This window comes from Pseudomonas sp. RIT-562, from assembly GCF_026241895.1.
Classification (GTDB): domain Bacteria; phylum Pseudomonadota; class Gammaproteobacteria; order Pseudomonadales; family Pseudomonadaceae; genus Aquipseudomonas; species Aquipseudomonas mandelii_F.
Genome location: NZ_JAPJIV010000019.1, coordinates 42,878 through 56,833 on the forward strand (window position 1 = coordinate 42,878; position 13,956 = coordinate 56,833).

The window sequence follows — 13,956 nt, forward strand, 5'->3', positions numbered from 1 at the left end:
CAACGGGGCTGGCGTGCGGCAGCGTGTCGCAGTTCGCAAAACGCACCTTTGCAGCGCATTAATTCTCTTTCTCAATTGACAATCATTATCATTCAACCTAATTTGTCGCTCGATGTGTAGGGCAGCCCAGGTCTTCAGCAGCCCCACTAACCTATTTGCAGCAGGGTGTTTTCCATGACGGAACAAGTATCCACAAGCAGGTGCGATTCACCGCTACTTCAGGCATTCGTCGACAATCGACTGATTCTGGTGAAGATTGCAGCACGCATTACCGGGTGCCGGTCGCGCGCCGAAGACGTGGTACAGGATGCGTTCTTCCGCTTGCAGTCTGCGCCGCAGATCACCTCCTCCTTCAAGGCGCAGCTCAGCTATCTGTTCCAGATCGTGCGCAACCTGGCAATCGACCACTACCGCAAGCAGGCGCTGGAGCAGAAGTATTCCGGGCCTGAAGAGGAAGGCCTGAATGTGGTGATCCAGGGCGCCTCGCCGGAAACCTCGCACATCAATTTCTCGACCCTGGAACACATCGCCGACGCGCTCACGGAGCTGCCCAGCCGCACCCGTTATGCATTCGAGATGTACCGCCTGCATGGCGTACCGCAGAAGGACATCGCCAAGGAACTGGGAGTGTCGCCGACACTGGTGAACTTCATGATTCGCGATGCACTGGTGCATTGCCGCAAGGTGTCGGGGAGTCGGGCGGACACTTTTGCTAGGCGTTGAGATCTGGAATTTGTGGTACCCCCATCGTCGGATTGCCGCCCAGAGCAGGCTCACTCCTACAGGGGTCTATTGTGAAGATCCAATGTAGGAGTGAGCCTGCTCGCGATTGGTGACTCAAGATCGAACAAGATCCTCAAGCCAACCCACACCGCTCGAAAAACCGCTCCCGCCCCAACACCATCAACGCCGCCCGCTTATGCGGGAAGTCGAACTCCTTCTCGCAGTGATACCGCTGCCCCTGCATGTAGCCGATCATCTTCGCGTTATCCGCTCGCGGCTCGGCCACCACCCGCTGGGTGCGCGGATCATCGAGAAACAGGTAGTGCGTCAGCGCCGCTAACCAGCTCGCCACTTTGTGTGGGCCGCGGTGCTGTTCTTCACCCACCAGCATATGAATTCCTCGATCGTAATCGCCCGCCTCGTAGAACGGTGCGATGCGATCCTCCTTGGCCCAGTAGGCCTCGAAATAGGCAAACGGCTGATCATCGAAGCAGCCAATCAACGGCAGCGTGTGCGGGTCGGCCTGCAGCTTGGTCAGATACTCGCGGTGTTGCTCGAGGCTGCCCTCCTCCTGCCAGAAACTCGCAACCCGAGCACTGTTCTGCCAGCGATTGAAGCGCGTCAGGTCCTGCTCGATATCGACGGTGCGCAGGGATATCCATGACCCCAACCGAGCATCGAAGCGTCGGTAAACTTCGCCCCGGGGTTTGATCGGGCGCAACGGGTGGCGCTTGCCACCGCTGATCACTGGGTATTGCGGGTAACTGCCGGTACTGGCCTGGCGCAACCAGGGTTGAGGCAACTGCCAGAATAGCGCGCGCTCGCAACGGTACTGGCCGCTGCTTTCGCCGGTCACCAGCAAACCGCCGCTCAGGGCGTCGGTCGGGGTTTTTTCGAGCTGCCAGGTGAGGTACTGACAGGCTGGGTCACTGGCGAAGAACCAGTAACAGGCCAAGTGCAAGATTTCACTGTCGGGACGTTCGAAACGTTGCTCGATCGCCACGTGCAGCGCAGGTTCGCGGTTCAGGCTCAAGGCGACCAGCGGCTGCCCGTCGAGGCCGAGGCTCAAGCGGTGGCTGGTTTCATCCGCAACCAGACAGCGGCCATCCGGCAATGTCAGGGTATTCAGAGCGTTCACATCGGACATGGTTCGGGCTCACGTTAATCATCAACTGTTAAACGTGGTGACGTGAGCCGATCAGGAAAATTTAACTAAAGATAGGAATTACTCGAACCGCTGTCTCCATCAATCGCCGGGAACAGGCACCACGGCAATTCGGTACGGCGCAAAAATTTTCAGCATTTCGCCGTTCTCCCGCAACCCCTGCAGCAACTTGCCAAAGGCTTCACTGCTGATGGGGGCCGCAGGACGCAGGATTGCATAATGGTGATAGACCTGGTCCACCCGCTGGGATACCAGCAGTTGATTGGCCACCTTGCCGTTACGCAGCAGGTAATCGCTCAGGTAGGAACGCGTGACTAGTGCAATGTCCGCACGCCCACGCAGCACCATGAGCAAGTTACTGTCATGGGAATAGGTCAGCGAAGCGTTGAAACGTTGCGCAAGGAATTTGGGGTCGGCATTGAAGTTGGCGAACTCGTAGTGATAGCCACTGAACAGCGCCAAACGTTTGCCGGCAAGGTCGGCAAAATAGTCCTGTTGCCGATCCGGCAGCTGTTGCGCGACGAAAATCTCGGCATCCTCCAGGCCCATGTCGACCGTGGTATGGGGAATGTCCTTCCAGCCCCAATCAGGGTTCTCGAAGATCGCCATGTCCACCCGACCCTGCTTGAAGTCACCAAAGCGCCGGGGAATCGAAGTCGGCACCAGCACAAACTCGTAGTCATGCTGCGCAACATTCAACGCTTCGACCAATTGCGGCAGCAAGCCGGTGTCGGCGCCCATTTCCGGGCGCACGGTATAGGGTGGAAAATGCGCGGCGCCGACTCGAACCAGCTGTGCGGCCGGGGACGGCAGTATGCATAAGGCGGGAAGCGCCGCCAGTAAAAACCGGAAGGCCGTCCGTGTTGGCGAGGACATCAAAACCACCTACTCCCGAAAATTACGCTGCTATGCATTCAAGCTAGGCGGTTTCGCCTGGTTAGCCAGTTTCTTGCTGGCAAATCACCACTATCGTGGCTCTTTCAATACCATGATCAAGGCTTCATCCGCCAGTTGATCCAGGCTCATGCTGCCACCGGCGCGAAACCAGGTGGTGGTCCAGGACAGCGCACCCGTCAGGAACCGCCGCGTGATGAACACATCGCCGCCAATCAAGCCGGCGTCCTTGGCCTCCCCCAGCACCTGCAGCCACAGCTGTTCGTAGATATCGCGCAGGGCCAGCACCTGTGCCTGGCCTTCCTCGGACAACGAACGCCATTCGTAGACCAGCACCGCCATGGCCTCACCGCTGCCGCCCATGATCGATTGCAGCTCGCATCGAATCAGCGCCAGCACCCGCTCGCGCACGCTCCCAGCCTCGGCCAGCGCGGCACGCATCAACGCCGTGTTGTAGCGGATGGTCTCCTCCATGACTGCACGCAGGATGTCATCCTTGCTTTTGAAGTGATGAAAAATACTGCCCGACTGAATGCCCACGGCGCCGGCGAGGTCGCGCACTGTGGTGCGCTCATAACCTTTGTTACGGAACAGGTGGGCGGCGACCTGCAGCAGTTTGCCGCGGGCGCTGTCGGGGTCAGTCAACTGGCCGTTGTCGACCAGTTCACGCATGACGCCCAGGGCTTTTTGCTCGTCCACCCATTCTCTCCTACAGTCGATCAGTCAGATACGCCGCTCGCCACTAAAACAGCGGGCTTGCGCGGGCAATTTAAGCTGGCGATGACAACCAAGCAAGCGCTTGGGCAGAAGATATTCCAGGCATTTACAAACCAAGCGCTTGCTTGGTAGTCTCGGAACGGTAATCTCCCTACACCGTCGACGGAGGTGAGCATGAAGCCAACTGTGCCTGAAACCATTCGCATCGGTTGCGCCAGCGCGTTCTGGGGCGATACCTCGACGGCCGCGGCGCAGCTGGTGGAAGGGGGACGCCTGGATTACCTGGTATTCGACTACCTGGCGGAGATCACTATGTCGATCATGGCCGGGGCGCGGATGAAAGATCCCCAGGCCGGTTACGCCAGTGACTTCATTGAAGTCCTCGGCCCGCTGCTCACGCAAATCGCCGATCAAGGCATCCGGGTTATCAGCAACGCCGGCGGGATCAACCCGCAAGCCTGTGCCGCAGCCCTGCAAGCCGCTTGCAACAAGGCCGGGGTGGAACTGAAGATCGCCGTGCTGCAGGGCGATGACTTGCAACCACAGTTCAAGCAGCTCAAAACCCTGGGTATCCAGGAAATGTTCAGTGGTGCGCCTTTGCCGGCGATGTGTGTCTCGACCAACGCCTACCTCGGCGCCCCGGGCATCGTCGAAGCTTTGCGCCTGGGGGCGGACATCGTCATCACCGGGCGGGTGGTCGACAGTGCAGTGGTCAGTGCTGCCCTGGTGCATGAGTTCGGCTGGTCGTGGCAGGACTACGACAAGCTCGCCCAGGCCGCCCTCGCCGGCCACATCATCGAATGCGGAGCGCAATGCACCGGCGGCAACTTCACCGACTGGCGTGAGGTGCCGGACTACGAACACATCGGCTTTCCGATCGTCGAAGTGAGCCGCGACAGCCAGTTCATCGTCAGCAAACCCGAAGGCTCAGGCGGCCTGGTCACGCCACTGACCGTGGGCGAGCAGATGCTGTATGAAATCGGCGACCCACAGGCCTATCTGTTGCCTGACGTTGTGTGTGATTTCACCCAGGTCAGGCTGGTGCAACAGGGCAAAAACAGAGTGCAGGTGCACGGCGCCAAGGGCTTGCCACCCACCGACCAGTACAAAGTCAGCGCGACCTATATGGACGGCTTTCGCTGCACCGCCAGTTGCCTGATCGCCGGCATCGATGCAGTCGACAAGGCCCGGCGCGTCAGCGCCGCGATCATCAGCAAAACTGCAGAAATCTTCAGCCAACGCGGGTGGGCGCCCTACAGCGAAGTGAACATCGAATTGCTTGGCAGCGAGGCTACCTACGGCCCTCGCGGTCAGCGCCAGGACAGCCGCGAGGTGGTGATCAAACTTGCCGTGCGGCATCCGGACAAGCAGGCGCTGATCCTGTTCTCCCGCGAGATCGCCCAGGCGGCCACCGGCATGGCACCGGGATTGACCGGGATCGTCGGCGGACGACCGACCGTGTACCCGCTGATCCGCCTGTTCTCCTTCCTGATCGATAAATCCGCGTGCACCCTGGGCATTCACTTCGAAGGCCAGCTGCATCCCTGCGCCTTGCCCGCCATCGCGGTGCTCGACACTCAGAACCTGCCAGTGCCGCTCGATCCGCCCAAGCCCGCCGGCCTGGCCGACGCCAGCGTCGAGCTGGTCAAGCTGGCGGTTGCGCGCTCCGGGGACAAGGGCAATCACAGCAACATCGGCGTCATGGCCCGCGAACCGGAGTACCTGCCGTGGATCGCCGAAGCCTTGACCCCGGAAGTGCTGGTGGACTGGATGAGCCATGTCCTCGACCCGGTGCACGGCCGAGTCGAGCGCTGGTACCTGCCAGCCACTCATAGCCTGAATTTCCTCCTGGAAAATGCCCTCGGCGGCGGTGGCGTGGCCAGTCTGCGCATCGACCCGCAAGGCAAGGCGTTCGCCCAGCAGTTGCTGGAAATCCAGATTCCGGTGCCGAAAAGCATCGCCGACCAGGTCAATTAGAGGACTGCCACCGTGGCCTACGATTCGATTTTCAAAGCCGGTTTATTTGCCGGGCAAAACATCATCGTGACCGGTGGCGGCAGCGGTATCGGCCGCTGCACCGCCCACGAACTGGCGGCGCTTGGCGCTCATGTGCTGCTGGTGGGGCGCAACGCGGCCAAGCTGAAGAACGTCGCCCACGAGATTAGCGAAGATGGCGGCCAGGCCGATTGGGTGGTGTGCGATATCCGCGAGGAGGAAACGGTGCGCCACATCGTCAGCGAACTGATCCGCCAGCACGGCCCCATCCATGGCCTGGTCAACAATGCCGGCGGGCAGTTCCCCTCTGCGCTGGCCTCGATCAACCAGAAGGGCTTCGAAACCGTGATGCGGACCAACCTGGTGGGCGGCTTCCTGATGGCCCGGGAAGTGTTCAATCAGTCCATGAGCAAGCACGGCGGCGCGATCGTCAACATGCTCGCCGACATGTGGGGCGGGATGCCAGGCATGGGGCATTCCGGCGCCGCGCGCTCGGGCATGGATAACCTGACAAAAACGGCGGCTTTCGAGTGGGGTTACGCCGGCGTGCGAGTCAACGCCGTGGCACCCGGCTGGATCGCCTCAAGCGGCATGGACACTTACGAGGGTGCGTTCAAGGCGGTGATTCCGACCTTGCGCGAGCATGTTCCGCTCAAGCGTATCGGCACTGAATCGGAAGTCAGCGCGGCAATCGTTTTCCTGCTCAGCCCGGCTGCGGCCTTTATCAGCGGCAGCACCTTGCGCATCGATGGCGCGGCGAGCCTGGGCGGGCGCGCATGGCCAATGCACAAGGCGCAGAACAGCGAGTCGTACAACGGTTTTCACCGGGCGTACCTGCCCGAAGTACTTCAGGACAAGGACTAAACCATGCCGGTCATACAGTCCCAGGTCGACCCCGCGAGCCAACAATTTGCGCAGAATCGCGCCGCGATGCTGGCGGGCGTCGAGCAGGTTCGGCAGCTCGAACAGAATCTTCTGAACAAAGCGGCCGAGGCCAAATCCAGGTTCGACCAGCGCGGGCAATTGTTGCCCCGGGAACGCCTCAACCTGTTGTTGGATCCCGGCGCACCTTTCCTCGAACTGGCGAGTCTGGCGGGTTACAAGCTGCACGATGACAAGGACGGCAATTCAGCCGGTGGCGGCCTGATTGCCGGCATCGGTTACGTGTCCGGAGTGCGGGTACTGGTGGTGGCGAATAACAGCGCGATCAAGGGCGGGACGATTTCCCCCAGCGGCCTGAAAAAATCCTTGCGCCTGCAGCAGATCGCCATGGAGAACAAACTGCCGGTTATCACCCTGGCCGAGAGTGGTGGCGCCAACCTCAATTACGCTGCGGAGATTTTTGTCGAAGGCGCTCGCAGCTTTGCCAATCAGGCGCGGATGTCGGCCATGGGCCTGCCGCAGATCACTGTGGTCCACGGCTCGGCCACGGCGGGCGGGGCGTATCAGCCGGGGCTGTCGGATTACGTGGTGGTGGTGCGCGGCAAGGCCAAGCTGTTCCTCGCAGGCCCGCCACTGCTCAAGGCCGCCACCGGTGAGATCGCCACCGATGAGCAACTTGGTGGCGCCGAGATGCACGCACAAGTGGCCGGCACGGCGGAGTACCTGGCGGAAAACGATGCCGATGGCGTGCGCCAGGTGCGTGAGATTCTGCGTCTGCTGCCCTGGAACGCGCGGCTCGCGCAGCCTCCTCGGCCAAGCTTTGAAGAACCGCTGTACCCCATCGACGAGTTACTCGGGCTGATTCCCGATGACCCGAAAAAGCCCTATGACGCGCGGGAAATCGTCGCGCGAATCGCCGACGGTTCGAACTTCCTCGAGTTCAAGGGCGAGTACGATCAGCAGACCCTTTGTGGGCATTTGCAGATTCAGGGTCGCGCCTGCGGCTTCATCGGCAACAACGGCCCGATCACCCCCAGGGGCGCGAGCAAGGCAGCGCAGTTCATTCAGCTGTGTGACCAGAGTCAGACTCCGCTGCTGTTTTTTCACAACACCACCGGGTTCATGGTGGGCACCGAATCGGAACAGCAGGGCGTGATCAAACATGGTGCCAAGATGATCCAGGCGGTGGCCAACGCCCGCGTGCCGAAACTGACGATCGTGGTCGGCGGCTCCTACGGCGCCGGCAATTATGCAATGTGCGGTCGCGGCCTCGACCCACGGTTTATCTTCGCCTGGCCTAACAGCCGCACCGCGGTGATGGGTGGTGCCCAGGCGGGCAAGGTGCTGCGCATCGTTACCGAGGCTAAACAACTCAAGGACGGCCTGGTGCCCGACCCGAAAATGCTCGACATGCTGGAACAGGTCACCGCGCAGAAACTGGACGGTCAATCCACGGCGCTGTACGGCAGCGCCAGCTTGTGGGACGACGGCCTGATCGACCCGCGCGACACCCGTACCTTGCTCGGTTACCTGCTGGACATCTGTCACGAGGCCGAAGTGCGGCCACTGCATGCAAACAGTTTTGGTGTAGCCCGCTTCTAAGCGGCGATGAGGAGAACAATAAAAATGATCTTCACCCAGGAACACGAAGCACTGCGCCGCACGGTCCGCCAGTTTGTCGATAACCAGATCAATCCCCACGTCGACGAATGGGAAAAAGCCGGGCGGTTTCCCATCCACGAGATCTTTCGCCAGGCCGGCGAGCTGGGCCTGCTGGGCATTTCCAAGCCGGAAAAATTTGGCGGCATGGGCCTCGACTACAGCTACTCGATCGTCGCGGCCGAAGAGTTCGGCACCATTCATTGCGGCGGTATTCCGATGTCCATCGGCGTGCAGACCGACATGTGCACGCCGGCACTGGCACGTTTTGGTTCTGATGAACTGCGCGATGAGTTCCTGCGCCCGGCGATCACTGGCGAGCAGGTCGGTTGCATTGGAGTCTCTGAAGTTGGTGCCGGGTCCGACGTCGCCGGCTTGAAAACCAGCGCCCGCAAGGACGGCGACGACTACGTGATCAACGGCAGCAAAATGTGGATCACCAACTCGCCGAGTGCCGATTTCATTTGTTTGCTGGCCAACACCTCGGACGATAAACCGCACATCAACAAATCGCTGATCATGGTACCGATGAAGACTGCGGGCATCAGCCTCAGCTCGCACCTGGACAAGCTCGGCATGCGCAGCTCGGAAACTGCCCAGGTGTTTTTTGACAACGTGCGGGTGCCCCAGCGCAACCGCATCGGCCACGAAGGCGCGGGCTTCATGATGCAGATGTTGCAGTTCCAGGAAGAACGCCTGTTCGGCGCGGCCAACATGATCAAGGGCCTGGAGTACTGCGTCGACAGCACCATCGAGTACTGCAAGGAGCGCAAGACTTTTGGCAATGCGCTGATCGACAACCAGGTCATTCACTTTCGCCTGGCCGAACTGCAAACCGAGATCGAGTGCCTGCGGGCGCTGGTCTATCAGGCCACTGAGCAATACATCAAGGGTCAGGACGTCACCCGCCTGGCGTCCATGGCCAAGCTCAAGGCCGGGCGCCTGGGGCGCGAAGTCAGCGACAGCTGCCTGCAATACTGGGGCGGTATGGGCTTCATGTGGGACAACCCGGTGGCACGCGCCTATCGCGATGTGCGCCTGGTATCGATCGGCGGTGGCGCCGACGAGATCATGCTGGGGATCATCTGCAAGCTGATGGGCATCCTGCCGGGGAAGAAAAAATGAGCCGCTTGCCCGAGTGCCAGACGTTGCTGCTCGAACTGCATAACGGCGTGTTGCACGTCACCCTCAATCGCCCGGAAAGTCGCAATGCCATGAGCTTGCAAATGGTCGCCGAACTGCGGGCATTGCTGGCGAGCGTGCGTGAGGACCAGGCCGTCCGGGCGCTGGTGATTGGCGGCGCCGGTGGGCATTTCTGCGCCGGTGGCGACATCAAGGATATGGCCAGCGCCCGGTCCCAGGGTGCCGACGGCTTTCGTCAGCTGAACCGAGCCTTTGGTGCGCTGCTGCAGGAAGTGCAGCACGCGCCGCAAGTGGTGATCACCGTGCTGCAGGGTGCCGTGCTGGGCGGTGGCCTGGGCTTGGCGTGTGTGAGCGATGTCGCGTTGGCCGATCACCAGGCGCAGTTCGGCTTACCCGAGACCAGCCTCGGCGTCCTGCCCGCGCAGATTGCGCCGTTCGTGGTGCAGCGCATTGGCCTGACGCAAGCCCGGCGCCTGGCACTGACGGCCGCGCGATTCGATGGCACCCAGGCGCGGCGGATCGGCCTGGTGCATTTCGTCGAGCATGATGCCCAGGCCCTGGCCGAGCGATTGGATGAAGTGCTGGCCCATGTGCTGTGTTGCGCGCCGGGGGCGAATGCCACGACCAAAAAGCTCTTGTTGGCAAGTGCGGGACAACCCTCGGATGCCTTGCTGGATGAAGCGGCGCAGTGGTTCAGCGAAGCGGTGACGGGGGCAGAGGGGGTCGAGGGGACGCTGGCTTTTGTGCAAAAACGTAAACCGGGGTGGGCGCCTTGAAGAGCATCGCGAGCAGGCTCACTCCCACAGGGTTGGTGAACACCATAGATCCCGTGTAGGAGCGAGCCGGCTCGCGATGAGGCCCTGTCACTCACTGCAAAACTCAAGGAAAGCATCCATGCCCTCCTTCAACAAAATCCTGGTCGCCAACCGCGGTGAAATTGCCTGTCGCATCCAGCGCACTGCCCAGGCCCTGGGCTATCGCACCGTCGCCGTGTTCAGCGATGCCGACGCCCAAGCCCTGCACGTGCGCATGGCCGATGAGGCGGTGAATATCGGCCCGGCGCCGGTGCAACAATCCTACCTGAACATCCCGGCGATCATCGAAGCCGCCCGCCGCACGGGTGCCGACGCCATTCACCCGGGCTACGGTTTCTTATCGGAAAACGCCGGCTTCGCCCGCGCCTGCCAGGAAGCTGATCTCACCTTTATCGGCCCAAGCCCCGAAGCCATCGAACTAATGGGCAGCAAACGCCTGTCGAAAATCGCCATGCTCGCCGCTGGCGTGCCCTGTATCGACGGCTATCAAGGCGCCGAACAGGATGACGCGAGCCTGAGCCGCGAAGCCGCCCGTATTGGTTATCCGCTGATGATCAAGGCCAGCGCCGGGGGCGGCGGTCGCGGCATGCGCCTGGTGCATGACGCCAACGAGTTGCTGCAACAGATCCACACCGCACGTTCCGAAGCACTGAACGGGTTTGGCAGCGATGAACTGATTCTGGAACAGGCGTTGATCGACCCACGGCATGTCGAGGTGCAGCTGTTCGGCGACCAGCACGGCAATCTGATTTACCTCGGCGAGCGCGACTGTTCGATTCAGCGCCGCCATCAGAAAATCATCGAGGAAGCGCCCTGCCCGGTCATGACCGATGCCTTGCGCCAGGCCATGGGTGAGGCTGCGCTGCAGGCTGGCCGCGCGGTCAATTACGTCGGCGCCGGTACCGTGGAGTTCCTGCTGGACAGCCAGGGACAGTTCTACTTCCTGGAAATGAACACGCGCCTGCAAGTCGAGCACCCGGTGACTGAAATGATCACCGGCCTTGATCTGGTGGAGTGGCAGTTGCGGGTCGCGCAAGGACTGCCGCTGCCGCTGCGCCAGGAGCAAGTGCAGCTCACCGGCCATGCCATGGAAGTTCGTCTGTACGCCGAAGACCCGACCCAGGGCTTTTTACCGCAAACCGGACTCGTCGCGGCGTGGGAACCGGCGTTGCACGGTGATGTGCGGATCGACCACGGCCTGCTCGCCGGCCAGCGAATCAGCCCGTTCTACGACCCGATGCTGGGCAAAATCATCGCCCACGGCGCCACCCGCGAAGAGGCTCGGCGCAAGCTGGTGCGCGCAGTGCAGGACTGTGTGTTACTGGGGGTGCAGACCAATCAGGTATTGCTCGCTCGATTGCTGGAGCATCCGCAGTTCGTCAGTGGCGAATTCAGTACCGGGTTCATCGCCAGGCATTTCGCCGATCACGATTGTTTGCAGCCAAGGGTTGTAAGCGCTGCAGAACTGGCGAGCGCTGCCGTGTTGTTTCATTACCATTCGGCCCAGATGCATGCAGTGCCACTGGCCAGCTGGCGCAACAATGCCAGCGTTCCCCTGCACTATCGTCTGGGGCTGGAAGAACAGGACTGGGCCGTTGAACTGAATGCCGATGCAGGCCAACCCTATCGGATTCAGATCGCCGGCCAGACCCTGAGCCTGAAGGTCGTTGACTGCGACGGCTGTTGGGCCACCCTGGAAATCGATGGCATCCGCCGGCGCCACGCCTACCGTCTGGAAGGTGCACGCCTGTGGCTGTTCACCCGTCCTGGCAGCCTGTGCCTGGAAGACCGCACGCAAGTGCCGGTCAGCAGCCAGGCCAGCCTCGGTTCTGGCACCCTCAAGGCGCCGATGGATGGCGCGATCGTCGACGTGTTGGTCAGCGAGGGCAGTGCCGTCACCAAGGGTCAGCTGCTGGTGGTGCTGGAGGCGATGAAAATGGAGCATCCGCTGAAATCCGGCATCGATGGCGTGCTCAAGCGCCTGCAGGTCAGCGTCGGCGACCAGGTGAAGAACCGGCAGATTTTGCTCGAGGTCGAATAAGCCGCTAGGCGGAACCGCAGGGTTTGGCTACGCTCAAAGCCTATCAGGACGCGGATACCAGGAAACCTGCGATGCCCCATTGGCTGGTCATTGATCTTGAAGCCACCACCGATGACGGTGGTTGGCCAGTAACGGAAATGGAAATCATCGAAATCGGCGCCACCCTGGTGGATCGCAAAGGTCGCGAGCTCGACCATTTCCAGCGTTTCGTGCGGCCGCTACGCCGTCCATTGCTGACGCCGTTCTGTCGCGAACTGACGCACATCACCCAGGCCAATATCGACGCTGCGCAGCCCCTGGAGGAAGTCTGGGGTGCGTTCGAGCGCTGGCTCGGCCAACATCAATCACGCCTGGAGGGCTGGGCCAGCTGGGGCGACTACGATCGCCAGCAACTGGTCCAGGAGTGGCAGCGCCTGCACCTGGACAGCCTGCTAAGCCGGGTGCCGCACATGAATCTCAAGCAACGCTTCGCCAAGGTCCGCAGGCTGGAACGCCCACTGGGCCTGAACGGTGCCCTGCAGTTGGCGGGCATGCAGTTCACCGGGCAGCAACATCGGGCACTTGAAGATGCACGCAATACAGCGCGCCTGCTGCCGCTGATTCTCCCCGCCTAGAGTGGTGACGGCGCCCAGGGGCTTGTGCATACTGGCCGGCCCTTTTAAGCCCTTTTCGAGGAATCGCCCATGTTTAAAGTCAACGAGTACTTCGACGGCACCGTCAAGTCCATCGCCTTCGGCACTGCAGAAGGTCCGGCGACCATCGGCGTCATGGCACCGGGCGAATATGAATTCGGCACCAGCCAGCGTGAAATCATGCACGTGGTCAGCGGGGCATTGACCGTCAAGCTGCCAGACAGCACCGACTGGGAAACCTTCGCCGCAGGCAGCCAGTTTAATGTGCCAGCCAACAGCAAGTTCCAGCTGAAAGTGGCTGTCGACACGGCTTACCTGTGCGAATACCGCGGCTAAACCTGCGGTTTTTCACGGCAAAAAAATGCCCGGGCCTTTGGACCCGGGCATTTTTCATTGCGCCGTAGTTATTCGAGGACAGTCACTGGCATGCCGACTTCAAGCCGGCCATTGCCGTCGTTCACCAGGTTCTGGCCGAACATGGCGCCGTCAGCCTGGGCCCGGTATTTCTGCAAAGTGGCCAAGGGCTCACGGTCTTCGCTGCGTTGGCCGGTCTGCGGATCGATCGTGGTCAGGATGCAGCGTGAACACGACTTGACCACGCGGAACTCGACTTCACCGATACGAATGCGCTTCCAGCTATCTTCGGCGTAGGCGTCGCTGCCCTGGATCACCAGGTTGGGGCGAAAGCGCAGCATTTCCAGCGGGCGCCCGACCCGTTGCGACAGGTCCTCAAGCGACGCCTGGCCAATCAGCAACAACGGGAAGCCGTCGGCAAATGCCACTTGATCGTCGTCCTTGCCGTAGCCGGCCTGGGTGGTTCGCGCGCGATCGAGGGGGATCTGTACCAGGCGCGTTGGTTTGCCGATGAATTCACTGACCCATGCACCCGCCTCGTCTCCGGCATCGGGCACGCGCAGGCTGTCGCGAAAGATGGTCACTCCGCGCAGTTCGGCATTGTTGTCCGGCAAGGCTATTTCCAGGGCCGAGTGTCCGGGAGCGCTGAGTGTCAGGCCGCCGTTGGCATTCCACAATGCGGACAACTGGCTCATCGTTGCCACCGCCCGCTGAGTGAGGAAGCGGCCGCTGGCCTCGTCCACGAGCATCCAGCGTCGATCGCCGTCCAGGCCCAGTTTGTCCAGGCTGACCTGTTGCAGGGTCTCGCCTTTGCCGGATTTCAGGGGATAACGATAGAGCGCGCTCAGATGCAGCATGGCCAGCTTCCTGGGGGGAAAAGTGCCACCCTATACGAGCTTGGGGTTTGAATCCATCTTGCCTTGGGTACGCCCTCAC

At 61.3% G+C, this 13,956-nt stretch carries 13 protein-coding genes; 9 read left to right on the forward strand and 4 right to left on the reverse strand.

What is annotated here, in order from left to right; genetic code table 11:
- Positions 1–174 precede the first annotated feature (174 nt).
- Positions 175–723, forward strand: coding sequence for an RNA polymerase factor sigma-70 (locus ORL50_RS21015; protein WP_054614033.1), 549 nt, complete (start codon positions 175–177; stop codon positions 721–723).
- Positions 724–856: 133 nt separating this feature from the next.
- Here ORL50_RS21015 and ORL50_RS21020 read toward each other — a convergent pair whose 3' ends face one another.
- The 3 genes from ORL50_RS21020 to ORL50_RS21030 form a co-directional block, all read right to left on the reverse strand.
- Complete coding sequence (locus tag ORL50_RS21020) at positions 857–1,870, reverse strand: GNAT family N-acetyltransferase (RefSeq protein ID WP_266017721.1); 1,014 nt, start codon at positions 1,868–1,870, stop codon at positions 857–859.
- Between the two features lie 99 nt (positions 1,871–1,969).
- Positions 1,970–2,764 carry a substrate-binding periplasmic protein gene (locus tag ORL50_RS21025; protein WP_266017722.1) on the reverse strand — a complete coding sequence of 265 codons (795 nt, stop codon included), beginning with the start codon at positions 2,762–2,764 and terminating at the stop codon, positions 1,970–1,972.
- A 90-nt stretch (positions 2,765–2,854) separates the two neighbouring features.
- Complete coding sequence (locus tag ORL50_RS21030; RefSeq protein ID WP_266017725.1) at positions 2,855–3,481, reverse strand: TetR/AcrR family transcriptional regulator; 627 nt, start codon at positions 3,479–3,481, stop codon at positions 2,855–2,857.
- Between the two features lie 204 nt (positions 3,482–3,685).
- Between ORL50_RS21030 and ORL50_RS21035 the strand changes: the two genes are divergently transcribed.
- From ORL50_RS21035 to ppnP, 8 genes are all read left to right on the forward strand, one after another.
- Entirely contained in the window at positions 3,686–5,476 is a 1,791-nt protein-coding gene (locus ORL50_RS21035; protein WP_266017845.1) for an acyclic terpene utilization AtuA family protein, read from the forward strand.
- Between the two features lie 12 nt (positions 5,477–5,488).
- Positions 5,489–6,358 (forward strand): SDR family oxidoreductase, encoded by an 870-nt coding sequence (locus tag ORL50_RS21040; RefSeq protein ID WP_266017727.1) that lies wholly within the window; start codon positions 5,489–5,491, stop codon positions 6,356–6,358.
- A 3-nt stretch (positions 6,359–6,361) separates the two neighbouring features.
- Positions 6,362–7,978 carry a geranyl-CoA carboxylase subunit beta gene (atuC, locus tag ORL50_RS21045; RefSeq protein ID WP_266017728.1) on the forward strand — a complete coding sequence of 539 codons (1,617 nt, stop codon included), beginning with the start codon at positions 6,362–6,364 and terminating at the stop codon, positions 7,976–7,978.
- A 24-nt stretch (positions 7,979–8,002) separates the two neighbouring features.
- On the forward strand, positions 8,003–9,160 hold the full coding sequence (gene atuD, locus ORL50_RS21050; protein WP_266017729.1) for a citronellyl-CoA dehydrogenase: 1,158 nt from the start codon (positions 8,003–8,005) through the stop codon (positions 9,158–9,160).
- Complete coding sequence (locus ORL50_RS21055) at positions 9,157–9,954, forward strand: enoyl-CoA hydratase/isomerase family protein (protein ID WP_266017731.1); 798 nt, start codon at positions 9,157–9,159, stop codon at positions 9,952–9,954. The genes atuD and ORL50_RS21055 overlap by 4 nt, the downstream gene beginning before the upstream one ends.
- Positions 9,955–10,072: 118 nt before the next feature.
- Positions 10,073–12,034, forward strand: a complete 1,962-nt coding sequence (locus ORL50_RS21060; RefSeq protein WP_266017733.1) for an acetyl/propionyl/methylcrotonyl-CoA carboxylase subunit alpha — start codon at positions 10,073–10,075, stop codon at positions 12,032–12,034.
- A gap of 71 nt (positions 12,035–12,105) precedes the next feature.
- On the forward strand, positions 12,106–12,648 hold the full coding sequence (locus tag ORL50_RS21065; protein WP_266017735.1) for a 3'-5' exonuclease: 543 nt from the start codon (positions 12,106–12,108) through the stop codon (positions 12,646–12,648).
- Positions 12,649–12,717: 69 nt separating this feature from the next.
- A complete protein-coding gene (ppnP, locus tag ORL50_RS21070; protein WP_045058110.1) occupies positions 12,718–13,002 on the forward strand; it encodes a pyrimidine/purine nucleoside phosphorylase in 285 nt (94 codons plus the stop codon).
- A 68-nt stretch (positions 13,003–13,070) separates the two neighbouring features.
- Here the strand turns inward: ppnP and ORL50_RS21075 are convergent, their stop codons facing one another.
- Positions 13,071–13,877, reverse strand: a complete 807-nt coding sequence (locus ORL50_RS21075) for an MOSC domain-containing protein (RefSeq protein ID WP_266017736.1) — start codon at positions 13,875–13,877, stop codon at positions 13,071–13,073.
- Positions 13,878–13,956: the final 79 nt, after the last annotated feature.

Coding starts and splice junctions, on each gene's coding strand:
- ORL50_RS21075 (WP_266017736.1), bottom strand. CDS start 13,877: ATGCTGCATCTGAGCGCGCTCTATCGTTATCCCCTGAAATCCGGCAAA.
- ORL50_RS21020 (WP_266017721.1), bottom strand. CDS start 1,870: ATGTCCGATGTGAACGCTCTGAATACCCTGACATTGCCGGATGGCCGC.
- ORL50_RS21065 (WP_266017735.1), top strand. CDS start 12,106: ATGCCCCATTGGCTGGTCATTGATCTTGAAGCCACCACCGATGACGGT.
- ORL50_RS21025 (WP_266017722.1), bottom strand. CDS start 2,764: ATGTCCTCGCCAACACGGACGGCCTTCCGGTTTTTACTGGCGGCGCTT.
- ORL50_RS21015 (WP_054614033.1), top strand. CDS start 175: ATGACGGAACAAGTATCCACAAGCAGGTGCGATTCACCGCTACTTCAG.
- atuD (WP_266017729.1), top strand. CDS start 8,003: ATGATCTTCACCCAGGAACACGAAGCACTGCGCCGCACGGTCCGCCAG.
- atuC (WP_266017728.1), top strand. CDS start 6,362: ATGCCGGTCATACAGTCCCAGGTCGACCCCGCGAGCCAACAATTTGCG.
- ppnP (WP_045058110.1), top strand. CDS start 12,718: ATGTTTAAAGTCAACGAGTACTTCGACGGCACCGTCAAGTCCATCGCC.
- ORL50_RS21055 (WP_266017731.1), top strand. CDS start 9,157: ATGAGCCGCTTGCCCGAGTGCCAGACGTTGCTGCTCGAACTGCATAAC.
- ORL50_RS21060 (WP_266017733.1), top strand. CDS start 10,073: ATGCCCTCCTTCAACAAAATCCTGGTCGCCAACCGCGGTGAAATTGCC.